The sequence below is a fragment of the Acidimicrobiales bacterium genome (assembly GCA_041394185.1).
GTDB lineage: Bacteria > Actinomycetota > Acidimicrobiia > Acidimicrobiales > Poriferisodalaceae > JAAETH01.
Genome location: JAWKIQ010000005.1, coordinates 317787 through 343006, shown reverse-complemented (window position 1 = coordinate 343006; position 25220 = coordinate 317787). Strand labels below are relative to the sequence as shown.

24 protein-coding genes are annotated in these 25220 nt (G+C 66.1%); 13 read left to right on the top strand and 11 right to left on the bottom strand.

Features of this window, described 5'->3' with window-relative positions; translation table 11 throughout:
* From R2770_21695 to ilvD, 8 genes are all read left to right on the top strand, one after another.
* Nucleotides 1-529, top strand: a 529-nt coding sequence (locus tag R2770_21695; GenBank protein ID MEZ5283079.1) for an NYN domain-containing protein, incomplete at its 5' end; no start/stop codon positions are given.
* 210 nt (nucleotides 530-739) lie between these two features.
* The gene (locus tag R2770_21690) at nucleotides 740-970 is read left to right on the top strand and encodes a hypothetical protein (protein ID MEZ5283078.1); all 231 of its coding nucleotides are present in this window, start codon (nucleotides 740-742) and stop codon (nucleotides 968-970) included.
* Between the two features lie 13 nt (nucleotides 971-983).
* On the top strand, nucleotides 984-2105 hold the full coding sequence (queG, locus tag R2770_21685; protein ID MEZ5283077.1) for a tRNA epoxyqueuosine(34) reductase QueG: 1122 nt from the start codon (nucleotides 984-986) through the stop codon (nucleotides 2103-2105).
* A gap of 10 nt (nucleotides 2106-2115) precedes the next feature.
* Nucleotides 2116-3261, top strand: a complete 1146-nt coding sequence (locus tag R2770_21680; protein MEZ5283076.1) for a glycosyltransferase family 4 protein — start codon at nucleotides 2116-2118, stop codon at nucleotides 3259-3261.
* The gene (locus R2770_21675; GenBank protein ID MEZ5283075.1) at nucleotides 3251-4213 is read left to right on the top strand and encodes an SRPBCC family protein; all 963 of its coding nucleotides are present in this window, start codon (nucleotides 3251-3253) and stop codon (nucleotides 4211-4213) included. Before R2770_21680 ends, R2770_21675 begins: the two co-directional genes overlap by 11 nt.
* A 28-nt stretch (nucleotides 4214-4241) precedes the next feature.
* Nucleotides 4242-5186, top strand: a complete 945-nt coding sequence (locus R2770_21670; protein ID MEZ5283074.1) for an ROK family protein — start codon at nucleotides 4242-4244, stop codon at nucleotides 5184-5186.
* Between the two features lie 42 nt (nucleotides 5187-5228).
* Nucleotides 5229-6404, top strand: a complete 1176-nt coding sequence (locus R2770_21665; protein ID MEZ5283073.1) for an aminotransferase class I/II-fold pyridoxal phosphate-dependent enzyme — start codon at nucleotides 5229-5231, stop codon at nucleotides 6402-6404.
* 38 nt (nucleotides 6405-6442) lie between these two features.
* Nucleotides 6443-8299 (top strand): dihydroxy-acid dehydratase, encoded by a 1857-nt coding sequence (gene ilvD / locus R2770_21660; GenBank protein ID MEZ5283072.1) that lies wholly within the window; start codon nucleotides 6443-6445, stop codon nucleotides 8297-8299.
* Here ilvD and R2770_21655 read toward each other — a convergent pair.
* The 6 genes from R2770_21655 to glpK form a co-directional block, all read right to left on the bottom strand.
* Nucleotides 8280-9293, bottom strand: coding sequence for a type IV toxin-antitoxin system AbiEi family antitoxin domain-containing protein (locus R2770_21655; protein ID MEZ5283071.1), 1014 nt, complete (start codon nucleotides 9291-9293; stop codon nucleotides 8280-8282). The genes ilvD and R2770_21655 overlap by 20 nt on opposite strands.
* Nucleotides 9294-9457: 164 nt before the next feature.
* Nucleotides 9458-10087, bottom strand: coding sequence for a response regulator transcription factor (locus R2770_21650; protein ID MEZ5283070.1), 630 nt, complete (start codon nucleotides 10085-10087; stop codon nucleotides 9458-9460).
* Nucleotides 10075-10449, bottom strand: coding sequence for an ATP-binding protein (locus tag R2770_21645; GenBank protein ID MEZ5283069.1), 375 nt, complete (start codon nucleotides 10447-10449; stop codon nucleotides 10075-10077). Before R2770_21645 ends, R2770_21650 begins: the two co-directional genes overlap by 13 nt.
* Complete coding sequence (locus tag R2770_21640; protein ID MEZ5283068.1) at nucleotides 10416-11156, bottom strand: hypothetical protein; 741 nt, start codon at nucleotides 11154-11156, stop codon at nucleotides 10416-10418. Before R2770_21640 ends, R2770_21645 begins: the two co-directional genes overlap by 34 nt.
* Nucleotides 11153-12490, bottom strand: coding sequence for an acyltransferase (locus tag R2770_21635; protein ID MEZ5283067.1), 1338 nt, complete (start codon nucleotides 12488-12490; stop codon nucleotides 11153-11155). The genes R2770_21640 and R2770_21635 overlap by 4 nt, the downstream gene beginning before the upstream one ends.
* A 96-nt stretch (nucleotides 12491-12586) precedes the next feature.
* Nucleotides 12587-14056, bottom strand: coding sequence for a glycerol kinase GlpK (gene glpK / locus R2770_21630; GenBank protein ID MEZ5283066.1), 1470 nt, complete (start codon nucleotides 14054-14056; stop codon nucleotides 12587-12589).
* Between the two features lie 94 nt (nucleotides 14057-14150).
* Between glpK and R2770_21625 the strand changes: the two genes are divergently transcribed.
* From R2770_21625 to R2770_21605, 5 genes are all read left to right on the top strand, one after another.
* Entirely contained in the window at nucleotides 14151-15164 is a 1014-nt protein-coding gene (locus R2770_21625) for an ATP-dependent 6-phosphofructokinase (GenBank protein ID MEZ5283065.1), read from the top strand.
* 32 nt (nucleotides 15165-15196) lie between these two features.
* A complete protein-coding gene (gene trkA, locus R2770_21620) occupies nucleotides 15197-16540 on the top strand; it encodes a Trk system potassium transporter TrkA (GenBank protein MEZ5283064.1) in 1344 nt (447 codons plus the stop codon).
* Between the two features lie 78 nt (nucleotides 16541-16618).
* Complete coding sequence (locus R2770_21615; protein ID MEZ5283063.1) at nucleotides 16619-18121, top strand: potassium transporter TrkG; 1503 nt, start codon at nucleotides 16619-16621, stop codon at nucleotides 18119-18121.
* A complete protein-coding gene (locus R2770_21610) occupies nucleotides 18118-19656 on the top strand; it encodes a TrkH family potassium uptake protein (protein MEZ5283062.1) in 1539 nt (512 codons plus the stop codon). The genes R2770_21615 and R2770_21610 overlap by 4 nt, the downstream gene beginning before the upstream one ends.
* Nucleotides 19653-21206, top strand: a complete 1554-nt coding sequence (locus R2770_21605; GenBank protein MEZ5283061.1) for a TrkH family potassium uptake protein — start codon at nucleotides 19653-19655, stop codon at nucleotides 21204-21206. The genes R2770_21610 and R2770_21605 overlap by 4 nt, the downstream gene beginning before the upstream one ends.
* Here the strand turns inward: R2770_21605 and R2770_21600 are convergent.
* The 5 genes from R2770_21600 to R2770_21580 all read right to left on the bottom strand — a co-directional run bounded on the left by R2770_21600 (nucleotide 21187) and on the right by R2770_21580 (nucleotide 25202).
* A complete protein-coding gene (locus R2770_21600) occupies nucleotides 21187-21771 on the bottom strand; it encodes a GerMN domain-containing protein (GenBank protein ID MEZ5283060.1) in 585 nt (194 codons plus the stop codon). The genes R2770_21605 and R2770_21600 overlap by 20 nt on opposite strands.
* A 155-nt stretch (nucleotides 21772-21926) precedes the next feature.
* Nucleotides 21927-23318 carry a HAMP domain-containing sensor histidine kinase gene (locus R2770_21595; protein MEZ5283059.1) on the bottom strand — a complete coding sequence of 464 codons (1392 nt, stop codon included), beginning with the start codon at nucleotides 23316-23318 and terminating at the stop codon, nucleotides 21927-21929.
* Between the two features lie 31 nt (nucleotides 23319-23349).
* On the bottom strand, nucleotides 23350-24030 hold the full coding sequence (locus R2770_21590; GenBank protein MEZ5283058.1) for a response regulator transcription factor: 681 nt from the start codon (nucleotides 24028-24030) through the stop codon (nucleotides 23350-23352).
* Between the two features lie 15 nt (nucleotides 24031-24045).
* Nucleotides 24046-24879: an inositol monophosphatase family protein gene (locus R2770_21585; GenBank protein MEZ5283057.1), complete on the bottom strand. Its 834-nt coding sequence runs from the start codon at nucleotides 24877-24879 to the stop codon at nucleotides 24046-24048.
* Nucleotides 24876-25202 carry a hypothetical protein gene (locus tag R2770_21580; GenBank protein ID MEZ5283056.1) on the bottom strand — a complete coding sequence of 109 codons (327 nt, stop codon included), beginning with the start codon at nucleotides 25200-25202 and terminating at the stop codon, nucleotides 24876-24878. The genes R2770_21585 and R2770_21580 overlap by 4 nt, the downstream gene beginning before the upstream one ends.
* Nucleotides 25203-25220: the final 18 nt, after the last annotated feature.

Here is a 25220-nt window from a genome sequence, read left to right as displayed (position 1 = left end):
CTCAGACACCGACACGTTCGTCCCCGACGGCTCCGCAGCCGACAAGGCAGCGGTGCAAGACCAGGTCAGGCCGTCGCGCCCCAAACGAGTCCCGTTGCGCATGGCCAGGGGGGTGCCTGATGACTCGGTCGACGGCGTGGCAGACCTGATCGAAGTTCCTGGTATCAGGGTGGTCGTCGACGGCTACAACGTGGCCAAGACCGGCTGGCCCGACCTCGATCTCGCGCTGCAGCGCCAGCGTCTGTTGACTGGCATCGCGGCCAATCTGGTCGCCACCAACGTCGTCGTCGACGTCGTGTTCGATGGGGCCGACGTGGTGGCCAGGCCGTCCACCAACTCGAGGAACGTCAGGGTCACCTGGTCGCCGCCTGGCGTCGTCGCCGACGACGTGATCATCGAGATGGTGGAAGGGATTGCGACTTCCACGCCGGTGCTGGTCGTGTCGAGCGATCACGAGGTCCAGTACCGGGCCGCCAGATTGGGCGCGAATACCGCCGGCAGTCCGGCGTTCTTTCTCTGGTTGCGCTGACTTCGGCGCCGCTGCGACCACTTGCGAACAGGTGTTCGATGCGGCAGGATGGCTCTGCTATCCCAGCACGGCTCTGCTATCCCAGCACGGCCGTGCCATCTCAGGATTGCTGTGCCATCTCAGGATGGCTGTCCCACCCCCGTCGTACCGTCCGCGAGTAGCCGAAACAACCGGGTCGATCAGTCGACCGCAGCCCAGGAGGCCGCAGCCATGTCAGTCGGTTCGAGCCGAGACCAACCCCGCCGTCACCTAGCCCTCGTCATCGACTGCGACATCTGTGTGGCGCGCCGCACAGATGCCTGCCAAGACTGCATGGTCACCTACCTGGTACGCGACGACCAGGACGAGGCGGTGGTGATCGATCTCGCCGAGGCGCGTGCGCTGAAGGCGCTTGGCGCCGGTGGATTGGTGCCCAAGCTCAGGCATCGGGCCGAGGTCTGAGCACAATGGTCGTGTGCCCAGCCTCGAATTCGCCCACCTAGCCAACCTGGCCTCGGCCTCGGGCATCGATGCCTTCGGCGCCACCGATGCGTCTGAGTTCACCGATGCTCGCCAGGTCATCGAGCAGCGCAAGGCGAGGGGGCTGCACGGGGGCATGTGGTTCACCTACGGCAGACCCGAGCGCTCGGCCGATCCATCGCGAATCTTGCCCGGCGCAAAGACGATTCTGGTCGGCGCTCTTGCGTACTACCGGCCACAGCCACCGTCGCCGACCGAGGCCAAGGCGCCCGCGCTCGTCGGACGGTTCGTGTGGCAGCCGTTCTACGACGAACTTGCGGCCCGCCTCGAGGTCGTTGCGTCGCACCTGCGCGCCGCGGGCGCCCAGGCTGTGGTGGTGCTCGACGACAACCGGCTGATAGACCGCGCAGCGGCCCATCGAGCCGGCTTGGGGTGGTTCGGCAAGAACACGATGTTGCTGCTGGAGGGCGCGGGAAGCTGGTTCGTGCTGGGCTCGATCGTCACAGATGCCGAGGTCGACGTCACAACCGGGGAGGTCCCAGACGGGTGCGGAACCTGTGTGCGGTGTCAGATCGCGTGTCCAACCGGGGCCCTCGACACCGCAGGCGAGCTCGACGCCAGACGTTGCCTGGCGTGGCTGCTCCAGGCCGACGGAGTGTTTCCGGCCGAACACCGCGTTGCGCTGGGCGCCCGCATCTACGGTTGCGACGACTGCCAGGAGGTCTGCCCGCCCAACGTGCGCTTCATCCGCAGCCGCGACGACTCGGCGCAGGCCACGCCACAACAGGCCTGGTCGGACGCCGTCGACATGCTCAACTGCACAGACGATCAGCTGTTGGAAAGCCACGGCGCCTGGTACATACCCAGGCGCCGTCCCGAGTACCTGCGGCGCAACGCGTTGGTGGTGCTGGCCAACGTCGCCGACCCTCAAGACCCCGATATCGCAGACGTCATCGAGCGCTGCCTGTCGAGCGATCAGGCGCTGGTGGTCGCCCACGCCGTGTGGGCGGCGAAGCGTCTGGGTCTCGATCGGCTGGTCGATCACATCGCCGCCGAGGTTGCGGCCGACCCGATTGTTCAGGCCGAACTCGCTCGACACGTCGACGCGCGCCGCTAGGGTCCATCCGGTGGTTCGCCATCTTCTGGTCACCAACGACTTCCCGCCCAAGGTCGGCGGGATCCAGGCGTATCTGTGGGAGCTGTGGCGCCGTCTGCCGGCCGACGAGGTGACGGTTCTGACAACCCCCTACCAAGGGGCTGCTGAATTCGACGCTCAGCAGGCCTTCCGAGTCGACCGGGCCCGAGAGCCTGTGTTGCTGCCTCGTCCGGGCATGGCCAGGCGAATCGACCGTCTGGCCGACGAGGTGGGTGCCGAGTTGGTGGTGATCGACCCGGCCCTGCCCCTCGGTTGGGTAGGGCCATCGCTTCGCCACCCCTATGCCGTGGTGCTCCACGGTGCCGAGGTGGCCGTGCCTGGCCGGTTGCCCATCAGCTCGCAGGCCCTGGCCCGCGTCGTTCGCAACGCCCGATTCGTCATAGGGGCGGGGCAATATGCGGTAGCCGAGGCCGAACGCAGTGCCGGCCGTCGGCTCGCATCGCTGCATGTGCCGCCCGGCGTCGACACCGAACGCTTCTCTCCTCTCGACGAATCCCAACGCGTGGCCGCGCGCCGCCGGTTCGGTGTCGAGCCCGATGCCCCCCTGATCGTGGGGGTCAGTCGTCTCGTGCCCCGCAAGGGATTCGACGTGTTGATCGAGGCCGCAGCGCAGTTGGAGCCGCGACACCCGGGGCTCCGCGTCCTGATCGGAGGCGCCGGTCGCGATCGCAAACGCCTCGAGAAGCGGGCTGCCTCGTCGGGGGCACCGGTCGAGTTCCTGGGCCGTTTCGACGAGGCCGACAAGCCTGCGGTCTACGGCATGGCCGACGTGTCGGCGATGCTGTGTCGGGTCAGATGGGGTGGCCTCGAACAAGAGGGCTTCGGAATCGTGTTCCTCGAAGCGGCGGCGGCCGGAGTGCCACAGGTGGCGGGCCAAAGCGGCGGCGCAGCCGAAGCGGTCGAACACGGGGTCACAGGTCTGGTCGTAGACCGACCGTCCAACGCGGGCGACGTAGTGGCGGCCCTGGACCTGCTCTTGGTCGACCGCGCCTTGCGGCGCCAGATGGGAGCGGCGGCCAGGCAGCGGGCGGTCGAGGAGTTCTCATACGACAAGCTGGCGGCCACACTGCACCATGGGCTCGAAGCAGGTCTCAGGGGTCGGCTCGATGTCGACTGATCGGCCAGGTTGGGACATCGTTCGTTTCGGTTGGGCGGCCACAGGCCTGTTGTGCATCAGCTTGGTTCTGGGCCTGGTGGCGCCGTCGTGGTTCGGCTGGCTGGTCGTCGCCGTCTCGGTGGCAATGTTCGCCGGTGGGGTCGTGACGTTCGCGTGGTCTTACCTGATCGCTGTCGAGCGCAGCCGCACCGACGAGTTGTCTGTCGCAGGTCTCTATCTGCTGGCCGAGGGCGCTCCCAAGGACGTCCGCATCAACATGTTGGGTGCTCTGGGTGTTCAGGTAGTGGCATCGCTGGCCGCCGCGGCGGTCAAGCCCTACTCGTTCATGGCCTTCGGTATTCTCGCCCCGCTGCTGGGAATGGGCCTGGCGGGCATGTGGTCGGCGAGGCACGGTCAGTTCCGACCTCGCATGGCGGATCAGGTTGTGATGGGAAACACTCCCAGACGGTGGCAGAATCAAGATCGACCAGTCGATCAAGACCATCCAGTCGAGGGAGAACCAGCGGTGCTGGACGAAGCAACAGAGACCCGTGTCATCAACGCATCGCCGGCACGTTGCTACGAGATCGCCACCGATTTCGCCAGCTATCCCGAGTGGACCACCGACTTGAAAGACGCCGAGGTGGTCGACGCCGACGCCGAGGGTCGGGCCGAGCTGGTGGCCTTTCGTGCTGCGGCCATGGGGCGCTCTGCCACCTACACGCTGCGCTACGACCACTCCGATGCTCCGCGCGTCCTGTCGTGGACACAAGACAGTGGCGACATCACCAAGCGGCTCGAAGGCTCTTACCTGTTCGAGCCCGTCGATGGCGAGGCCGACAAGTGCCAGGTCACCTACCACCTGATCGTCGAACTGGCCGTGCCCTTGCCCGGCTTCGTCAAGCGACGTGCCGAGGGTCGCATCATCCACACCGCGCTCGACGATCTCCAGTCGCGCGCCGAGACGGTCTGATCCGCCTCCGCAGGCCGAGCCGTCCCTCATGAGCAGCTCGGGCTTCACCGCAGGAATCGATGTCGGTGGCACCAAGTGCCTGGCCGTCGTCGTAGACCCCGACAACCGCATCGTCGCCGAGAGTCGCGTGCCCACCCCGCGAGGTGCCACGGCCCTCATCGACGTGGTCGAGGCCATGGCCCACGAACTCATCGAGCTGGCGGGTGGACTCGACGGAATAGGGGTGGGTCTGCCTGGTCAGATGGACCTCAGTGGCCGCATGGCCTTTGCCCCCAACCTCGACCTCGGCGACCTGCCGCTTCAGGCGCTGCTGGAAGACCGACTCGAGACCGGGGTGTTCGTCGACAACGAGGCGAACTGCGCGGCCACCGCCGAGCTGGCGCTTGGTGTGGCCCGCGGAGTCTCCGATGCAGTTCTGATCACCCTCGGAACCGGTTTCGGCAATGCCATCATCGTCAACGGAATGGTCAACCGCGGTGCCTTCGGCATGGCGGGCGAGTTGGGTCACACCGTGGTCAACCCGTCGGGGCCACAGTGCAGTTGTGGCAACCGCGGGTGCCTCGAGCGCTATGCCAGCGGCTCGGGACTGCAGTGGATGGGGCGCGAAGCTGTCGCCAGCGGCGAGGCACCCCGGCTGTTGACCCTGGCTGGCGGCGATGTCGAGAACGTCAAGGGCGAGCACGTCACCCGTGCAGCTCGCGACGGAGACAAGGCGGCTCTCGAGGTCGTCGACCGCTTCAGTTGGTGGTTGGCGCTGGGTCTCGCCAACGCTGTAGCGGTGCTGGATCCAGAGATGGTGATCCTCGGTGGTGGGCTCGTCACCGACTGGGATCTGTTCGATCAGCGGGTGCGTCACCACTACGACTCGATGGTGCTTGCGGGCGCATACCGGCCACCGCTGCGCATCGAACCGGTGGCCCTGGGCGAACGCGCCGGCGCGTTGGGCGCCGCGTTGTCGGCCCGATCGCTCTAATCGCTGTCGCGACACCCCGCATCGCCCGATACTCTCGCCCGCGTGGAATTCCGCCGCATCACCAACCTGCCGCCCTACGTCTTCACCATCATCGACTCGCTGAAGATCGAGATGCGACGTGCCGGTGCCGACGTCATAGACCTCGGTTTCGGTAACCCCGATCTGCCCTCGCCAGAGATCGCGGTCAACAAGCTGGCCGAGGCTGCTCACAACTCTCGCAACCACCGTTATTCGGCCAGCCGGGGTATCCCGAAGCTGCGCCTGGCCGTGTCGAACCTGTACAAGCGCACCTGGGACGTCGACCTCGACCCAGACACCGAGGTCATCAACACCATCGGTGCCAAGGAGGGGTTCTCGCACCTGATGTGGACCCTGCTGGCGCCCGGCGATGCGGTGCTGGTGCCGGCACCGTCGTATCCCAGACACATCTTCGGGCCGCTGTTCACCGGTGCCAACGTTCGCGAGGTCCCGCTGACCACGGGCGACGAGTTCTTCGACGCCCTGGTCGATCGGTTCGAATATTCGTGGCCCCGTCCGAGGGTCATCGTGTTGTCGTTCCCTCACAACCCGACCACCACGTGTGTCGACCTCGACTTCATGCAGCGCGTGGTCGACTTCGCCCGCGAGCGCGAGGTGTTGCTGGTGCACGACTTCGCCTACGCCGACCTGGGTTTCGACGGCTATCAGCCGCCGTCGATCCTGCAGGCCGAGGGGGCAAAGGAGGTGGCTGTCGAGTTCTATTCGCTCACCAAGTCGTTCTCGATGGCCGGTTGGCGGGTGGCGTTCATGGTGGGCAATCCCGAAGTCGTCGCGGCCTTGGCCAAGCTCAAGAGTTATCTCGACTACGGCACGTTCCAGCCCATCCAGATCGCCTCGATCATCGCCATGAACGAGGCACCCGACTATCCCGCCGAGATGCGCCAGATCTATCAAGGACGCCGCGACGCCCTGGTCTCGGGTCTCAACCGCATCGGCTGGAAGATCGAGCCCCCCAAGGGCACGATGTTCACGTGGGCTCCGATACCCGAGCCGTACCGCGACATGGGCTCTGTCGAGTTCGCCAAGAAGTTGGTGCGCGAGGCCAAGGTGGCCGTGTCGCCCGGTGTCGGATTCGGACCGGGCGGTGAGGGCAACGTTCGCTTCGCTCTCATCGAGAACGAGCAGCGCATCGGCCAGGCCATGTCGTCGCTGCGCACCGCCATGCCAGACCTGGGCTGAGTCGGGCCGCGCTGGCGGTCGCCGATAACATCGGCGCCATGCCAGAGCTTCGTTCGAACACCAGCACACAAGGCCGCAACATGGCGGGGGCCCGGGCTCTGTGGCGGGCCACGGGCATGACCGACGACGACTTCGGCAAGCCAATCGTGGCCATCGCCAACTCGTTCACCCAGTTCGTGCCCGGTCACGTGCATCTGAAAGACCTGGGCCAGTTGATCGCCCGCGAGGTCGAGGCAGCCGGTGCGGTGGCCAAGGAGTTCAACACCATCGCCGTCGACGACGGCATCGCCATGGGCCATGGCGGCATGCTCTACAGCCTTCCCAGTCGCGACCTCATCGCCGACGCGGTCGAGTACATGGTCGAGGCCCACAAGGCCGATGCCCTGGTGTGCCTGTCGAACTGCGACAAGATCACCCCGGGCATGCTGATGGCCGCCATGCGCCTCAACATCCCCACCGTGTTCGTGTCGGGCGGACCCATGGAGGCCGGCAAGACCCGCCTGGCGGGCAACGAGGTCAAGGTCGACCTGATCTCTGCCATGCAAGCGGCCGGCGACCGCCGGGTATCAGACGAAGACGTCGCCGCTGTCGAGCGCTCGGCGTGCCCCACTTGCGGGTCGTGTTCGGGCATGTTCACCGCCAACTCCATGAACTGCCTCACCGAAGCGCTCGGCCTGTCATTGCCTGGCAACGGCACCACCCTGGCCACGCACTCCGACCGCGAGCGTCTGTTCCTGGAAGCGGGCCGCACGGTCGTCGATCTGGCCCGGCGCTACTACTTCAAAGACGACGAGTCGGTGCTGCCGCGCAACATCGCCACCAAGGCTGCATTCAACAACGCGATGGCGCTCGACATCGCCATGGGTGGCTCCACCAACACCGTGCTTCACATCCTGGCCGCGGCCGAGGAAGCCGGAGTCGACTTCACCATGGCCGACATAGACGCCCTGTCGCGTGTTGCCCCCAACATCTGCAAGGTCGCTCCGTCGACCGACAAATACCACGTCGAAGACGTTCACCGTGCCGGCGGCATCATCGCGATCTTGGGCGAACTCGACCGGGCCGGGCTGATCGACACGTCGCTGCCCACCGTGCATTCCGAGACCCTGGCCGCCGCTTTGGACCAGTGGGACATCATGCGACCCACCTGCACCGAACAGGCCAAGGAGTTCTTCCTGGCGGGGCCTGCGGGCATACCCACCCAGGTGGCGTTCAGCCAGTCGACCCGCTGGCCATCACTCGACACCGACCGGGTCGGCGGCTGCATCCGATCGGTCGACAACGCCTACAGCCAAGACGGAGGTCTGGCGGTGCTGTACGGCAACCTCGCCGAGGCCGGTTGCATCGTGAAGACAGCCGGTGTCGACGAGTCGATCCTGAAGTTCAGCGGACCCGCCAAGGTGTTCGAGAGCCAGGAAGCCGCCATGGAGGGCGTGCTCGACGAGTCGAAGGTGGTGGCAGGCGACGTCGTCGTGGTGCGCTACGAAGGTCCGCGCGGAGGGCCTGGCATGCAGGAGATGCTGTATCCCACCACCTATATCAAGTCGCGAGGCCTGGGCGCCCAGTGTGTGCTGCTGACCGACGGTCGATTCTCGGGCGGAACAGCGGGCCTCTCGATCGGTCACGTGTCGCCAGAGGCGGCCGAAGGTGGCCTGATCGGTCTGGTCGAGGACGGCGACATCATCGAGATCGACATCCCCAACCGCACGATCAATCTGGCGGTCGACGAGGCCGAGATCGAGCGTCGCCGCGCCGCCCAGGCCGATCGCGGAGCCGCGGCCTGGACACCCGTCGATCGCGACCGTCACGTGTCGCAGGCCTTGAGGGCCTACGCGGCCATGACCACCTCGGCCGCCAGGGGAGCCGTGCGCGACCTCAGCCAACTCGGCCGCTGACGCGCGCCCCAGCGATCTGGAGGTCGGTTCGCCCCGAAAACCGGGGATTAGTCGCCTCCGTATCGGGCGGGGACGGGTCGACCCCAATCCGCGACATCAGTGCGGCTGCCACCTGGGCGGCGAAGCCAGCCCCATCGGACACGAACTGTTTCCAGGTCAGCGGCAAGATGGTCCAGCCCATTACTTGAAGCTCACGGATCCGCTCGCGGTCCGACTCGAACTTCTCGGCGTTGTCATGCCAGGTTCGACTGTCGAGCTCGATCACCAGTCGTGCATGGGGGTACACCAGGTCGAAACGACCAACCGGTGGGCCGTCGGGCCGTTCGATCTCGTACTCGAGCTCGGGCTTTGGCAGCCCGTGCGTCAGCAGCAGGCGCTCGACCATGCGGCTCCACTTGCTCTCGGGTACCCGCTTTGCCGGGTCCTGCCGATCGAGGACGGCTCGCAGGGTGCCGCATCCGTTGCGGCCGTGGGCCGAATGTATGGCCAGCACTGTGTAGAGGTGCCGCCACTCGAGCATCTGCCGACGAATCGCCTCGTCGGTCAGATCGGTTAGTCGGTTCACATCGAGCACTGCCCCCAGGTCCAGAATGGTTCGATCGATCGGTGTGCACGCGATGCCGTCCTTCTCAATCGGGGTGGTGAGGTGCAGCTGTCTCGATGTGTGCAATCTGGCACCGATGGACGGTTGCCACGCTCCGTGTGCCACGGTGATGTCTGGCGTTGTGGATGTGAATTCGCCGAGCCCGTGAAGACGTGCAGCTGTGACGTGGCTCGCGACACCGCCATATCTCAAACAGGCCGCCAGTGCTTCGCTCTGCCACGTCCGGGCGACCGTCGACACCCGGTACACCCCTCGGTGAACCTTGATGAGCTTTCCGGTCTTGATGCGGCGGTCGAAGCCGCTGCTGCTGATTCCGAGCCCGCGTGCCGTGCGGCGCGTGAAGATTCCGTGAGTGTGGGCCGCAGCTGCGAGCAGTGGGTCGTACGACACCCTGAGGCTTCCTTCTCGTCGATTTGAGAAGGGGGAAGTCGCCCGAACTCTAGCGACGCACTCCCACCTCGCGATCTGGAGGTCGGTTCGCCCCGAAAACCGGGGATTAGTCGCCTCCATATCAGGTGGGGAGGGGAGATGTGCCGGCTGCGGGGCTGCTTCAGCTAGTCGATGCCGTGCTCGAGGGCGTAGCGCATCAGCTCTTGTTTCTTCGACAGGTGCAGCTTGTCGAGGATGTTGCGGGTGTGATTCTCGACAGTCTTGGGCGAGATGAACAGAACCTCGCCGATCTCTTTGTAGCTGAGCCCCTTGGCGACATATCTCAGGACCTCACGCTCGCGATCGGACAGACCCTTGTCGGAGCCCCCGCCCGACTTGGACAGTCGGCGGAACTCGCTGAGAACCAGGCTGGCGAGGCTGGGGGAGAAGACCGGCTCGCCGGCGGCGGCGCGACGCAGCGCGTCGCGCAACTCGTCGGGCCCCGTCGACTTGGTGAGGTACCCCAGGGCACCCGCGGCGACTGCGTCGAGCAGGTCGCGCTCGGCCTCCGAGACCGTCAAGATGACGACGTGGGCTGACTGGCCGCACTCGGAGGCGACCCTGAGGCCGCCCCCGTGGGGCATGTGTAGGTCGCACAACACGACGTCGGGTTTGGTCTCGGCGATCACCTCGATGGCCCGAGCGGCATCGAACGCCTCGCCCACGATGTCGAAGTCGTCTCCCAGGTCGGTGCGCAGACCAGACACCCAGATCGGGTGGTCGTCGGCCACCACGACCCGAATCACGGCACCCATATCTCGACCTCCGTTCCGGCTGCCGAAGACCGGATGGCGACCCGACCGCCGATCTTGTCGATGCGATGCTCGATCGATTTGACCAGGCCGCGGCCCTGCGAACGAGCGAGCCCTACATCGAAGCCGCCGCCGTTGTCGGATACCGAGCAGTACACACCGTCGCCGTCTGGTTCTGCGAACACGGTGATCCTGTCGGCACCAGAATGCTTGGCTGCATTGTTCAGCGCCTCGCCGACCGCCCGAGCCACCTCGTCGATGACGGTTGGCGAGCGATCGGGTAGGTCGTCGGCCAGCACGACGGTGGGAACGATCTTGTAGCGCTTTGCCATCACGTCGGCGACAGACCGCAGGCGAGAACCCATGTCGGTGGTGTTTCGATCTGAGCGCCCGGCGATGTACTCGCGCAGGTCGCGTTCCTGTTCGGCGGAAGCGCTCGAAGCTGGTCGTCGGTCGAGCGCCGCTGGATCACGGCCAGGGTCTGAAGCACTCCGTCGTGCAGCACCACACCCATCTCTTCGCGAGCCCTGGCAGTGGATATCTCGGCTTCGGCCCTCCGCAGCACCCGCACCACCGCCGAGGCCGAAAGCGCCGCCAACACCAGCAGCGCTGCCTTGGACGCGGCCGACACCGACCAGTCGCCTCGGCCTCGCAGCATCGACTCGCCGACATAGCTGCACACCGCCAGCACAACCGCCGAGGCGATGGACCAGCCCGGGCCCAGGGCCAGGGCCATGGCGATGATGCCAGCGGCGGGCCAGGCCCACGCCAGCGACTGCTGTCGGCCCGGTTCGTAGACGAGGTCTTCTCCCAACAGCAGAACCGAGGCGACGACCACCTCGGCCACCGTCAACCAGATGTGCATGCTGCGGGTCAGCCCCGGGCGTGTGACCGCCGTGGTGCCGGCGGTGACGACCGTGGCGACAGACAAGGCAGCAACGCCCAACGCAACGCTTTCGAGGTGCTCGCGCCCAGCGAACAGGCCAACCCAGGCCCACAACAAGGCGAACCAGCGAAACGCCCCCAAGCCTCTGGCCATGCCCAGGTCGAGCGTTGTCACCTCCGCCTTCACCGGCTCAAAGGTAGACGGCGGGGCTTTGTGTTCTGGGGAGCAAACACCATGTGCCACAGCAGAACCAATGTCGCGGTGGCTACGAACACCACACCTGCGTGACCCGAAGCCCAGGCCTTCAGGGCCGCCGAGGTGATGGCGGCGAATCCGAAGGTTGCCCACGGTCCCCGGTCCCAGCCCGACGGCCGGGCCAGAAGCGATTGGCGTTCGATGCGTGACACGAATGCCACCACCACGATGAGGATCAGCGCGGCCATAGCCATGAGGGGAAGCTTCTGAATCCACCAGGCACCGGTGCCCACCTCGGCGGTTGGCAGCAAGCCGAGCGGCCATGCGATGGCGCCGGCGACGATCGCTGCGGTCATGTGCCACAGGTAGACCGACATGGCGACGGCGTTGCCGGCGACGGTGGCGACCCATGCTGTGCGACCCAGGCCATCGCCTGCGAGGAACCGGGTGACAGCGGGTGCGGCTGCGATGGCGGTGGCGCTGTAGGCCAGGCCAAAGGTCAGCAGAGCGATCGAAGGGGGATGTGTCGGTGAGAATGCAAGTCCGGGGAAGTGCACCATCGCCACCGGCCACGGGCCGACCGACACCAGGGCGATCGTCACCGCCCAGGCACTCGCGGCGAGCGCCACCATCGAACGGCCCGATGGCAGCAGCCCGTCTCGCCAGGCAAACCCGAGCACCTGGAACAACAGCCATCCCAGAACCCAGTTGATCTGGGGCACCACGGGTACGCCCGAGTATCGGGCCACCTCGACGGCACCGAACACGGCTAGCAGAATCGCCGGAAGCGCCACCGGGTGCGCTCTAAAGCGCGGAAGCACGTAGGGCGCCAGGGCCGTGTCGATCGTGTAGTTGGCCAGGAACCACAGCGGTATCGCCGCGGCGGTGGCAGCCAGGCCGACAAGGCCGGCCGATCCCGCGACGGCGCTCGCTGCCAGAGCCACCAGCCACGTTGTGGCCAGTGCAACGGTTGGGGCGAGCATGCGGCGCATTCGGCCGGCTATCCATCGCTGGGGGCTGGCGTCTTCGGAGCTGCTGTGGGCGTCGAGCGACATCGCCGACGCAAACCCACCGACCACGAAGAACAGTGGCATCACCTGGAACAACCATGTGATCCACGACATCGACGGGGCGTATTCGAGGGCGTTTCCGGCTTCGATGGAGCCGTCTGGCCCCACGCTGATGGCGACAGCGCACCAGTGCCCGATGGCAACGGCCAGCATGGCGACGGCTCTGTAGGCGTCGACGGCGCGGTTTCGGTCGGGGCGGGCCTCGGCTGCCAGCGAGGCGGCCGAGGGGGCGGTTGTTCGAAGGGATTCGGTCATGAATCCCATTGAGACCTATGACGGCCCCCACGTCAGTCGTGAAAATCCCCCAAAGATTGGTGGGGAAGCCCCCCAGCTGGTGGTTTGCCCGCCGAGTCAGGCCCAGCCGCGACTGCGCTCGACCGCCTCGAGCCACTTTGAGTGCAGGGCGTCGGCGGTGGTGCGGTCGGCTTCTGGGGTTGCCTCGACGTCGAGTTGCCAGGCAGCCGACACGTCGTCGGTCGAGGTCCAGACGCCCTCGGCCAGGCCGGCCAGGAACGCGGCGCCCAAAGCGGTGGTCTCCGTGATCTTGGGCCGCGACACGGGCACGCCCAACTGGTCGGCCTGGAACTGCAACAGAAGGTCCATAACCGAGGCCCCGCCGTCGACCCGCAAGGCGGCTACCGGGTAGCCGGCCGCAGCCGTCATGGCGTCGACCACATCGCGGGTCTGATAGGCCATCGACTCGACCACCGCGCGGGCGATCTCGGCGCGACCGGTGCCTCTGGTTATGCCGACGATGGTGCCCCTGGCGTAGGGATCCCACCACGGCGAGCCCAGGCCGGCCATGGCAGGCACGAAATAGACACCGCCCGTATCGGGGACAGAAGCGGCCAGAGGGCCGATCTCGGGCGCAGCACCGATGATCCCCAGGCCGTCTCTCAGCCACTGGATGGCGGCCCCGGTGATGAACACCGACCCCTCGAGCGCGTAGGTGGTCGACCCGTCGGCGAGGGTCCAGCCGACGGTGGTCAGCAACCCCTCGACCGGCTCTGGGCACTGTGGCCCGACGTTCATCAGCACGAACGAACCGGTGCCGTAGGTGTTCTTTGTCATGCCGGGCTCGAGGCACGCCTGCCCGAACAGCGCCGCCTGCTGGTCGCCAGCCACGCCAGACACAGGGATGCCCGCACCCGCAGGGCAATCGTGCGAGGTCAGCCCGTAACGGCCCGAAGACGGACGAACCTCTGGCAGGGCCGACATCGGCACGCCCAGCAGCTCGCACATCTCGGCACTCCACTGCAGGGTGGTGATGTCGAACAGCAGCGTGCGGCTGGCGTTGGATGTGTCGGTGACGAAGGCCTGACCGCCGGTCAGCTTGTAGATGACCCAAGCGTCGATGGTGCCCAACGCCAGGTCGGCATCGACCTGGACGCCGCCGGGTCCGAGTAACCACTGGGCCTTGGTGCCCGTGAAATAGGGGTCGAGAACCAGGCCGGTGGTGCGCCGCACCAGGTCGAGATGGCCGGCCTCTGCCAACTCATCGCAGCGGGCCGCCGTTCGACGGTCCTGCCACACGATGGCCTTGTGGCGGGGTTCGGCCGTCTTGCGGTCCCATGCGACCACCGTTTCACGCTGGTCGGTGATGCCGATCGCCGCGACCGGTTGATCGAGGCCGGCGACCAGTTCGGCGAGCGTGGCCTGCACAGCAGCCCAGATCTCGTTTGCGTCGTGTTCGACCCAACCCGGTTGGGGGAAGTATTGGGGGAACTCTCGGTACGCGATGCCTACCGGCGTGCCGGTTTCGTCGATGGCGAACGACCTGACCCCAGTGGTTCCCGCGTCGATAGCGATGACAACAGCCACAATTGACCTCCGGCGCTCGCCGTCGACAGTAGCGTCGGTAAGGTCCGTCCGACGACAACCAAACCACCCGGGAGCAACGTTGAGAATCGGTGTGATGACAGGCGGAGGCGACTGTCCAGGCCTGAACGCCGTGATACGTGCGGTCACCAAAACGGCCAAGGTCACATACGGCGACGAGATCGTCGGGTTTCTCGAGGGCTGGCAGGGCGTCATCGACCGGACGTTCATCGACCTCACCAATCACGACACCTCGGGCCTGATCGGCATGGGTGGGACGATCCTGGGGACTTCGCGCTCGAACCCCGGGCTGTTCGACGGCGGCCTGGCCAAGGCCAAGGAGAGCCTCGACGAGATGGGCCTGCACGCCCTGGTAGTCATCGGAGGCGACGGCACCCTGCGCGCAGCTCACGAGCTGCAGCACCTGGGAGGCAACGTCATCGGCGTGCCGAAGACGATCGACAACGACATCGCGGGCACCGAGTACACGTTCGGTTTCAACACCGCGGTTCAGATCGCCACAGACCTCATCGACCGCCTGCGCACCACGGCCGAGTCTCACAACAGGGTGATGGTCGTCGAGGTCATGGGCCGCCACGTAGGCCACGTGGCCACCCACGCCGGTATCGCCGGCGGCGCCGAGGTGATCTTGGTGCCCGAGCAGCCCTTCGACATCGACGAGGTGTGCGAGCGCCTCAGGCGCCGGCACTCGCATGGCAAGTTCAGCTCGATCGTGGTGGTGGCCGAAGGCGCAATGCCCAGGGAGGGCACGTTCGACGTCGCCGAACCCGAGGTCGACATGTGGGGCAACCCCAAGCTGGGAGGCATCGGCGACATGGTGGGGCGCGCGATCGAGCAACGGACCGGTTTCGAGTCACGGGTCACCGTCCTGGGACATGTGCAGCGCGGCGGAACCCCCACCGCCTACGACAGGGTTCTGTGCACCCGATATGGCGTTGCTGCGGTAGAGGCCATCCACGATCGAGACTTCGGCAAGATGGTCTCGTTGTCGGCCGATTCGATCATCCGGGTACCACTCGACGACGTCGTCGATCACGAGAAGCCGGTGTCGCAACGCCTCTACGATGTCGCCTCGAAATTCTTTGCCTAGGTGATGGCCGCCGCTCAGCTAGTTTGGTGTGAGTGAGAATCATCGTTGTCGGGGCCGGCGAGGTCGGCTCCTACGTGGCTCATCGTCTGAGCCGTGAGGGCCACGACGTCGTAGTCATCGACCGCTCCCGGCGTCGCTTGCGAGAGATCGACGACGAGCTCGATGTGATGACCGTGCTGGGCAGTGGCAGCAGCCCGGTGGTGTTGTCCGAGGCCGGGCTGGCCAAGACCGACCTGGTGGCCGCCCTGACCGACGACGACGAGGTCAACCTGATCGCCTGCATGCAGGCCAAACAGGCCGGCGTCGCACAAACGGTCGCCCGCCTGCAGAACGCAGACCTGCGCGGCCGCGCCGGCCTCGACGTGCGGCGGGCCGTGGGCGTCGACATGGTGATCGACCCCGACGAGGAGATCGCAGACGAGATCCTCGAGCTGATCAGCTTCCTGGGTGCCACCGACGTTCGCGAGATGGCCGGTGGCGAGATCCTGCTGATCGGTTGCCGTCTGGGTCCGCAGGCTCCGGCGCTGGGCCGCAAGATGTCCGACATCGGCAAGGACTATGACCCCAACTGGGAGTTCATCTTCGGCACCGTGACCCGCAGCGGCGAGACCATCATCGTTCGGGGCGACTACACACTGCTCGAGGGCGACCTGCTGCGTGTGGTGTGTAAGCGCCGCGGCCAGGGCGACCTGATGGAGTTGCTGGGACTCAAGCGCCAGCGCATCAGAAGGGTGATGTTGCTCGGCGGCGGGCGCACCGCCGAGAAGGTCGCCAAGGTGTTGTGCCGCCGCGGTGTCGAGGTGGCCGTCGTCGAGCGAAACTACGAACGATGCCAAGAGTTGTCAGAGAAGCTGGCCAACGCGTTGGTGCTGCACGGCGACATCACCGAGGTCGACCTGCTGGTCGAAGAAGAGGTGGGCACCTACGACAGCGTCGTGGCGCTCACCGGTGAAGACGACGCCAACATCCTCGCTTGCTTGTTCGCCAAGGCCGAAGGTGCCCGTGAGACCGTCGCTGTAGTTCACAGGCTGGGGCTGCTGTCGTTGCTGGACCAGATCGGCATCGATGCCGCACTGTCTCCTCGCACCGTGTCGGCCAACAACGTGCTGCGGTTTGTGCGCGGCGACGTCGCCCAGGTAGCGACCTTCCTCGAGGGCGACGTAGAGGTGATCGAACTCGAGGTCCAGCCAGGCACGGTTGCGGTAGGCAAGTCCATCGCCGACCTGGGGCTCAACCACGAGATCCTGGTCGCAGCGATCTTGCGCGACGGCAAGGCCGAAATCGCCAGGGGCCGGTCGGTCATACGGGTTCGCGATCACGTGGTGGTGTTCGCCTCGCCCGAGTTGGTCCCCGAGGTCCACCGGGTCTTCGGATAGGACCACCGAGTCTTCGAGATGGTCCACGTACCCACGAGGCTGAGCGGAGCAGCTTTCTCGCTGTCCAAACGAGGTGGCATGTTGATGCGGTCCGGCCGCATCGATTCGGCTCCGATTCTCACCATGGGGGTGGTGCTGGCGCTCGGCGGCTTCGCCGTCTTGCCGGCCGCGCTGCTCGACGTCGTCACCGATGGCGGACACGAGCTGAGCCTGGCCGCTGCGGCACTGCTGCTGATTGCCTTCGGGGCACCTCTGGTGTGGCTGTTTCGACTGCCGTCGCGCATGTCGACTCAGGGGTTGTTCTCGTCTCTGGTGGCCGGCGCTCTTGCGATGATGGTTGCGGGCGCGGTGGTGCACCTGGCCACGGGCGCGGTCGACACCGTGGTGGATGCGTTCAGCGAGGGCGCGGCGGGCGTCAGCACCACGTCGGCCAGCGTCATCGTCGACCCATCGCAGTTGTCGCGCGGCGAGCAACTGTTTCGCGCCATGCTGCAGTGGGGCTCGGGTGTCATGAGCCTGGCTGCCATCGTGAAGGTGTTTCCTCGTCTGGGCATCGGCGGTCTCGAGGCTGGGGGAGGGGTTGCCACCAGGGCCGCGGCTCGCCTGTCGCCCACGACGGGGGGAAACGTCAGGCGCCTGACAGCGTTGTATGCCCTGTTCACCGGATTGGTCGCGGCGGCATACGCGTTCGCCGGAATGGGCACCCTCGACTCGGTGATGCACGGTCTCACCGTCGCCTCTACCGGCGGCTGGAGCACCCGGGCCGGATCGATCGGGGCCTTCGATTCGGCCGGCATCGAATGGGTGAGCGTTGCTGCGATGTTCGTGGCCGGCATAAGCCTGCCCTTCGGCTTCAAGGTGCTGCGCACCGGCCGTCTCGACCTGCTGCTGACAGCGTGGGAGTTCAGGGCCTATTCGCTCATCTCGCTGGGCTCGACGCTGGGTCTGGTGGCCTGGAGCGGCGACTGGAGCACCTACGGCGTGCGTCAGGGTGCTCTGGCCGCCACCTCGGCCATCTCGACGACGGGCCTGTGGTCAGCGAACCCCAACACCTTCAACGACCCGGGTGTGGTGTTGCTGATAACTCTCGTGGCAGTGGGCGGCATGTCGGCCTCGCTCACCGGCGGCATCCGGATTTCGCGCATCCTCGTCGTGTTCGGGGTGATGCGCCGCGAGATAACCCGTCAGCTGCACGACAACTCGGTGAAGATGGTGCGCGTCGGCCGATCCACCGTGGGCGATGCCGTGGTGGGGCGCATCATCGGCGAGATCGCACTCAACGCCCTGGTGGCCTCGATCGGCTATCTGGCATTGGCGATGTTCGGCGACGACGTCTTTTCGGCCATCGGCGCCGCCGTCTCGCTGCTGGCCACCGCCGGTCCGGCCTATGGCAGTCCCGACCCCTCGACCACCCTCACGGCCATCAACGACGGCGGTCACTGGGTGGCGATCGCCCTGATGATGTTGGGCCGCATCTCGATCCTGCCCGTGTTGGGGGTTCTGGCGGTGGCATCTAAGCCGATTCGCCGCTTGGCCCGGCGCAGCCGGTTCACCCTCGTTCGAGCGGGTGGCGATCGATGAGCGCCACCTCGAGCACGGCTTCGCTTCGCCTGGGTGGCCGCTGGAGGCTTACGAGCACCACCGCCCACGTGACCGGCATCGCTCTGGTTCTGGTGGCTTCGGGCATGGCCCTTTCGGGGCTGGTGGGCTGGTTCGACGCGGGCCCCGACCGCGGCACAGATGTGTGGGCCTGCATGGCCTCGGCAGTGCTGACTGGCGCCGTCGGCGTTGCGCTGTGGATGACCTCGCGTCTGCCTCAACGCCAGTTGCCCAGTGTTGCGTTCAGGGCGGTCACGGTGTCGTGGATCGCGGTCTCGGTGGCCGGCGCCCTGCCGTTCTTGTTCTCGGGGCTGATCGACTGGGCGCACATAGACGACGCGTTGTTCGAGTCGATCTCGGGTTTCACCTGCACCGGCTCGACGATCCTCGACGACATCGACACCGCGCCCAGCGGTGTCATGTTCTTTCGCCAGTTGACCCAGTGGTTCGGCGGCATGGGCCTGATCGTGCTTGCTGTGGCGGTCATGCCAACGCTGAAGGTGGGTGGTCTCGAACTGATCGCCGCCGAGGCCCCCGGTCCTGCCCCAGACCGCCTTACCCCTCGTGTGCAAGAGACCGCCAAGCGGCTGTGGATGCTGTACGCAGGGCTGACGGCTGCCATTGCGCTGGCGCTGATGGTGTTCGCCAGGATGGGGCTTTATGACGCCCTGGCGCATGCTTTCACCGCAGCTGCGACCGGTGGGTTCTCCAATCATCAAGCCTCGGTGGCGTACTTCGACAGCGCCATGGTCGAAGCCATCCTGGTGGTCGGCATGCTGGTCGCCGGTGCCAACTTCACGCTCCATTGGCAGGCACTCAACGGCGACTGGAAGGTCTACTCGAGGGTCAGCGAGTTCCGTATCTACGTGGGCCTGTTCGTCGGAGCAGTGGTGCTGGCAACCGCCTTGAACGTCGACCTGGGCGCAAGCCTCGTTCACACGTTCCGAGACGCCACCTTCAACGTCGCGTCGCTGATGACCAGCACGGGTTTCGGCACCGTCGATTTCACCCTGTGGGGGCCCGCCAGCCAGGTGCTGTTGATGCTGCTGATGATCCCGTGCGCCATGACCGGATCGACCTCGGGTGGAATGAAGGTGTTGCGGCTCGAGGTCATGGCCAAGTACGCCATCCGTGAGATCAGCCGGGCCAGGCACCCGCGGGCGATTTCGCCGCTTCGCCTGGGGCCGGTGGTGGTTGGTGAAGACATCGTGGCTCGCACGATGGGGTTCGTGCTTCTGTATCTGACCGCCACCCTCGTGGGCGGCGCCCTGGTGACGGCCGCGGGAACAGACCCCGTCAGCGGTTTCTCGGCAGCCATCACGGCCGCGGGCGGCATCGGTCCTGGTCTGGGCGATGCAGGACCTGCCCACACCTTCCTCGATCTGCCCCGGCTCGGCCGGCCGGTGCTGATGTTCCTGATGCTGTTCGGCCGCCTCGAGGTGTTCCCGGTCATCATCTCCATCGGGGCGGTCCTGGGCATGAGCAGGAGGGCGACTGCGAGGGTGGCCGGCCGTTGACTTCGTCGCGAACACGCGTCGACGAGCCCTTCGGGGCCGGTCTGGGCTCAGCGCGGCCGCGCTATACCAGCGCACCACTTCACGTCACCGGCATCGCACTGATGATCGTTGCTGTGGGAATGTTCGTTTCGGCGGTCGTGGGACTGGTCGACGGCGGTGCCGATCGCTGGACCGACGTGTGGTCGATGGCGGGGTCGGCCCTCGTCTCGGCCGGTGTCGGTGCCACGATGTGGTTCTTCACCGCCCTGCCCCGCCAACAGCTGCCCGCGGTCGCCTTCACCACCGTGTCGTTGTCGTGGATTGGTGTATCGGTCGTGGGTGCTCTGCCGTTCTTGTTCGCCGGCACGTTCGATTGGGCCTACGCGGACGACGCCTTGTTCGAGTCGATGTCTGGGTTCACCTGCACCGGTTCAACTCTCATAGGCGACCTGTCGCAGGTACCCAAGGGAGTCAGGTTCTTTCGTCAGATGACGCAATGGTTCGGCGGGATGGGGCTGATCGTCCTGGCCGTTGCAATCCTGCCTGCGCTGAAGGTGGGCGGTCTCGAGCTGATCGCCGCCGAGGCGCCGGGGCCCACCCCCGACCGCCTGACGCCCCAGGTTCGCGAGACCGCGAAGCGGCTTTGGATGCTGTACGGGTCGGTCACGGTGGTTATCGCGCTTGCCCTGATGCTGACCGGGATGGACCTCTACGATGCCGTTTCGCACGCCTTCACCACCGCATCGACGGGCGGCTTCTCGCCCTACAGCGCGTCGGCCGGTCACTTCGACAGTGCCCTGGTCGAGATCGTCCTGATCGTTGGGATGGTTTACTGCGGCGGCAACTTCGCTCTGCACTGGCAGGCGTTGAAGGGCGATTGGTCGGTGTATCACCGGGTCAGCGAGTTCAGGGTCTACCTGGGCATGACCATCGTGTTGATCCCCGTTGTGGCGGCCTTGAACGTCGAGCTCGATGTAGACCACGCCAGACGGGCGCTCGACGCAGCGTTCAACGTCACGACCGTGATAACCAGCACCGGTTTCGGCACCGCAGACTTCACATTGTGGGGGCCGGCCAGTCAGGTCTTGTTGCTGTTGTTGATGATCCCAGCGGGCATGACCGGGTCGACGTCTGGTGGCATCAAGACACTGAGGCTTCAGATACTGGTGAAATATGCGCTGCGCGAGATCGGGCGGGCCCGCCATCCACGGGCCATATCCCCGCTGCGGCTGGGGCCGGTGCCCGTGCGAGAAGAGGTCGTCAACCGGACCATGGGCTTCGTTCTGCTGTACCTGATGGCCACGCTGGTTGGTGGGGCGCTGGTCACGGCGTTTGGCACCGACCCGGTAACAGGCTTCTCGGCAGCCATCTCGGCGGCGGGCAACATCGGGCCGGCTTTGGGCGAGGCTGGTCCGGCATCGACCTTTGCAGTGATCCCGCGCCTGGCGCGTCCGGTCCTGATGTTCTTGATGCTGTTCGGCCGCCTCGAGGTGTTCCCGATGATCATCGCCGGGGCCATGCTGCTGCGGCCGCTGCGACGCTCGACCAGGCTCAGATTCCCCCGACCCTGAGCGTCGCAAAGTCTTCGGTGGTCAGCGGTATCGGAACCCCGTCGGCGTCGAGTTCCTGCAGTTCGCCCGCACCGTTGGACACCGCTCGCCAGAGGCCGTTCTCTTGGAAGTTGACCCCGGCCAGATCGGGGTTTGCGCGAAGGCCGGTCAGGACTAGCTGGCCTATCAGCTGGGTGCGCGCCTCGCCCTCGAACCTCAGGAACGGTGTTTCTTCTGTGAACTCGCCCCGGATATCCAGCACCAATACCTCGTTCGAGACCGTGACCCCAATGTCCATGTCGCTCGGGACGCGGGTTTCGTCACCCTGAGCCAGCTCGGACTCGGTCGGACCGACCAGCAGGGCGGCGATGACCTCGTCGATGGTGATTGGCTCGGGGATCTCTCGCAGTCTTGGCACCAGGCGACCGTCGCGGATCAGGTAGATGATCCGCTGGTTGGCAGCGATCTCTTCGGGAATCGTGGTCGTCGTTGTGGTGGTGGGCTCGAGGTCGAAGTCCGAAGGAAGAGCCACGGGTACCGGTTCGTCATCGACGGGAATGCCGCATGCGGCCAGCACCGAGGCCACACACGTCAAGGCAATCAGCAGGCCGGCGGATAACCGCCGGCGAAAGGGGATTGTGGCGGGTAACCGCCGGCGAAAGGGGATTGCGGCGGATAACCGCCGGCGAAAGGGGATTGTGGCGGGTAACCGCCGGCGAGAGGGGATTGCGGCGAAACGGTTCATGGGTCGTACCTGGGCATTTCGACGACGAACACCGATCCGTCGAGGCCGTCGGAGCGGTCTTCAACCCACACCTGCCCGTGGTGAAGCCTGACGTGTTCTGCCACCAGAGCCAGGCCCAGGCCCGCACCTCCGCCGCTGCCGCGCCTGCGGGCCGCCGAGCCCCTGGCGAAGCGCTCGAACACCAGCTCGCGCTCGTCGGGAGGTACCCCTGTGCCACGGTCGGCGATGACGATTCTGACGTTCTCGCGGGTACACGTCACCGTGACCTCGGTGGGCCCGCCGGCGTACTTGTCGGCGTTCTCGAGCAGGTTCGACACCACTTGGTACAGGCGCCGTTTGTCTCCGTTGACCATGGCGTCTTCGTCGCACTGAACGTCGAAGTCGACCTCGGTGTGGTTCGTCGTGTGAAGCACTGCCGACACCAGGTGGGCAACCACGATGGGGTCGAATGAAGCGTCTAGCGATCCTGCGTCGGACCTGGAGATCTCGAGGAGGTCCTCGACCAGGCGCTGGAAGCGGTGAACATCGTCAGACAGCAGGTCGAGGGCGGCCTGCGACCGCTCGGACAGTTCGTCGCGGCGAGACTCGAGCACTTCGATCGATGCCCGCAGAGTCATGAGCGGTGATCGCAGCTCGTGGCTGACGTCGCTGGCGAACCTGGCGTCGCGTTCGATGCGCGCTTCTAGCGACCCGGCCATGTTGTTGAACGAGTCGACGATGGTGTCGAGGTCGGGGTCGGCAGGTTCTTCGAGGCGGGTGCTCATGTCTCCAGCGGCGATGGAGCTGGCAGCCGAGCTGATGCTGGTGAGTGGTGCCAGAACCCTGGTGCTGGCGTACACACCCAACAAGGCGCTCGACATCGTGGTGCCAAACGACGCGACGAACAGCGTCAACAACAACGATCTGAGGTTGTCGTTGAGCTCGGACAGCGTCACCACCTCGAAGTAGCTGATGTTGGTGCTCGCGATGGCCACCCCGAAGGCCATCGATGCGACGCCGTTGGGCCGCGTGTAGCGCATCCGGTATGCGCCGGTTCCGGTCTCGACCGTTTGAACCAGGTCTGCTGGGAGGTCATCTGGGGTAAGGCGCGGCGCCACCCACGGATTCTCTGCGTCGGTGTTGCGCAGTATCGGCGACCCGCCCACCACCTGGGGCAGGTTCTGGAGGACTTCGCTGTACGAGGGGTCCGAGAACGCAGAGATCCCCTGGATCGCGGCGGCGTTGGAGAAAAACTGCCGCTCGGCCGACTGCGAGCGCTGGTCGAGGTTGGTCGAGCGTGTCACCGAATAGGTGATGGTCGACAACAGCACCGACAAGAACAGGCCGCCCAGCGCAAAGGCCAAGATGATGCGCGCCCGGAGGCGCAAGCCGCTGCGAAGCATGTTCATGCCGGTACCTGGGAGATTGGGTCGCCTGGCACTAGGGCTGCAGCTTGTACCCCATGCCACGAACGGTCACGACATGGCGGGGATGGGCGGCGTCTGACTCGACCTTGGTGCGCAGTCGCCTGACGTGTACGTCGACCAGGCGGCCGTCGCCGAAATAGTCGTAGCCCCAGACCCTCTCGAGGAGTTGCTCGCGGCTGAACACCTTGCCGGGGCTGGACGCCAGTTCGCACAACAAACGGAACTCGGTCTTGGTGAGGTGCAGTTCTTCGCCTCCTCGCTTTACGACGCCCTGGTCTGGTGCGATTTCGAGGTCGCCGACGCGCAGCACCGGTGTGTCGGGCGAGGCCACGCGGTGGCGGCGAAGCAGGGCGCGAATACGCGCCGAGAGCTCCTTGGGAGCAAAGGGTTTGGTGAGGTAGTCGTCTGCGCCGGCCTCGAGGCCGGCGACCACGTCGTGGGTGTCGGCCCGTGCTGTGACCATGACGATGGGCACGTCACTGACCCTGCGGATGTTGCGGCAGAGTTCGAAACCGTCGATGCCAGGCAACATGATGTCGATGAGCACTACGTCGGCAGGCTCGCGCGAGAACTTCTCGGCTGCCTCCTCGCCGCTGTCGGCCTCGTCGACAATCCAGCCCTCGTCTTCGAGAGCAAAACGCACTGCGGTGCGAATTCGCTCGTCATCTTCGACTGTGAGTATTCGTGTTCCCACGTCAGAGATATTGGCCTATTTCGCGGCCGAAGTGTCGCCACTATGTCGGGCGGCCTGTTCGGCGGTGGTCATGAAGGCGTCGATTCGGTCGTAGCCGACGGTGCCGGCAGCCAGCACCCGCTTGGCTTCGGGGTCGTAGGCAGCCCGTCCGGCTGCCTCCTCGACGATGAGCATTCCGGCCGCTACATCCCAGATGTTCGGCCCGGTTTCGTAGTACGCGTCGACCCTTCCGGCAGCCACGTGGCACAGGTCTATGGCCGCCGAGCCCGCCCGTCTGATGTCTCTGATACCGGGCATCACGTGGGCCAGAACGGCGGCCTGGTGCCGGCGTTGTTCGGGGTCGTAGCCGAAACCGGTTGCCAGCAGCATCAGCGCCGGGTCGTCTGCGGTGGTGCAGCCGAGCCTGGTGTGGCCACAGTAGGCACCGCCGCCCAGGGTGGCGCGGTACTGCAGGTCCATCGCCGTGTCGTGAACCACCCCCACGACCGTGCGTCCGTCGACCTGAACCGCCAGCGACACGGCGTGCGAAGGAAAGCCGTAGGTGTAGTTGACCGTCCCGTCGAGGGGGTCGATTATCCACACGATGCCCGAGGTGCCTTCGTCGTTGGCCCCCTCTTCGCCGATGATCGCGTCGTCGGGACGGTTGCGGCGCAGCCAGTCGACGATAAGCCGTTCGCTGTCCTGGTCGACCTGGGTGACCGGGTCGGTGAGGCTCGACTTGGTGTCGACCCGTCCCAGACCGCCCTGGCGATGGCGGTCGACCGCCAGGCGAACCAGGCCCAGCGCCACGACCAGCAGCGAGTCGGCGTCGACGCCGGCAGGCCCGGGAGAAGTGTCTTCTGTGGTCACTGTCGGCGCTGTCGCAACGGTGCCTGGGCGTTCCATTCGCTCATGGCGCGAAGGGTCAGCACGGCGATCACGGCCACACCGGCGGCCGCCAGGATGGCGCCCGCCACGGCGCCGAGGGTCGACTGGGTTCCGCAGTCGCCAGTGCACTGCAGATCGGTGACGGCCCAACCCACGAGGCCTCCGCATATGCCGGCGACGATGATCGCCGAAAAGGCCAGGCCGCGCGCCAGGGTCGATGGCAGGGCGGTGGGCGCCAGGGTGGGCTCGGGCAGCTCGACCGCGGCCGGGTCGGTGCTGCGGGGCGGATCGGTCGGATCGCTCATGGTTTTGCGAGCATAGCT

Bases quoted from the DNA above. Each gene is read 5' to 3' on its own strand.
- R2770_21645 (MEZ5283069.1), bottom strand. From the start codon at position 10,449: ATGGGTTCTCGCCTGCGGTCTGTCGCCGACGTGATGGCAAAGCGCTAC.
- R2770_21610 (MEZ5283062.1), top strand. From the start codon at position 18,118: ATGAGCGCCACCTCGAGCACGGCTTCGCTTCGCCTGGGTGGCCGCTGG.
- R2770_21675 (MEZ5283075.1), top strand. From the start codon at position 3,251: ATGTCGACTGATCGGCCAGGTTGGGACATCGTTCGTTTCGGTTGGGCG.
- R2770_21635 (MEZ5283067.1), bottom strand. From the start codon at position 12,490: ATGACCGAATCCCTTCGAACAACCGCCCCCTCGGCCGCCTCGCTGGCA.
- ilvD (MEZ5283072.1), top strand. From the start codon at position 6,443: ATGCCAGAGCTTCGTTCGAACACCAGCACACAAGGCCGCAACATGGCG.
- R2770_21670 (MEZ5283074.1), top strand. From the start codon at position 4,242: ATGAGCAGCTCGGGCTTCACCGCAGGAATCGATGTCGGTGGCACCAAG.
- R2770_21625 (MEZ5283065.1), top strand. From the start codon at position 14,151: ATGACAGGCGGAGGCGACTGTCCAGGCCTGAACGCCGTGATACGTGCG.
- R2770_21580 (MEZ5283056.1), bottom strand. From the start codon at position 25,202: ATGAGCGATCCGACCGATCCGCCCCGCAGCACCGACCCGGCCGCGGTC.
- R2770_21690 (MEZ5283078.1), top strand. From the start codon at position 740: ATGTCAGTCGGTTCGAGCCGAGACCAACCCCGCCGTCACCTAGCCCTC.
- R2770_21615 (MEZ5283063.1), top strand. From the start codon at position 16,619: ATGTTGATGCGGTCCGGCCGCATCGATTCGGCTCCGATTCTCACCATG.
- R2770_21595 (MEZ5283059.1), bottom strand. From the start codon at position 23,318: ATGAACATGCTTCGCAGCGGCTTGCGCCTCCGGGCGCGCATCATCTTG.
- R2770_21650 (MEZ5283070.1), bottom strand. From the start codon at position 10,087: ATGGGTGCCGTGATTCGGGTCGTGGTGGCCGACGACCACCCGATCTGG.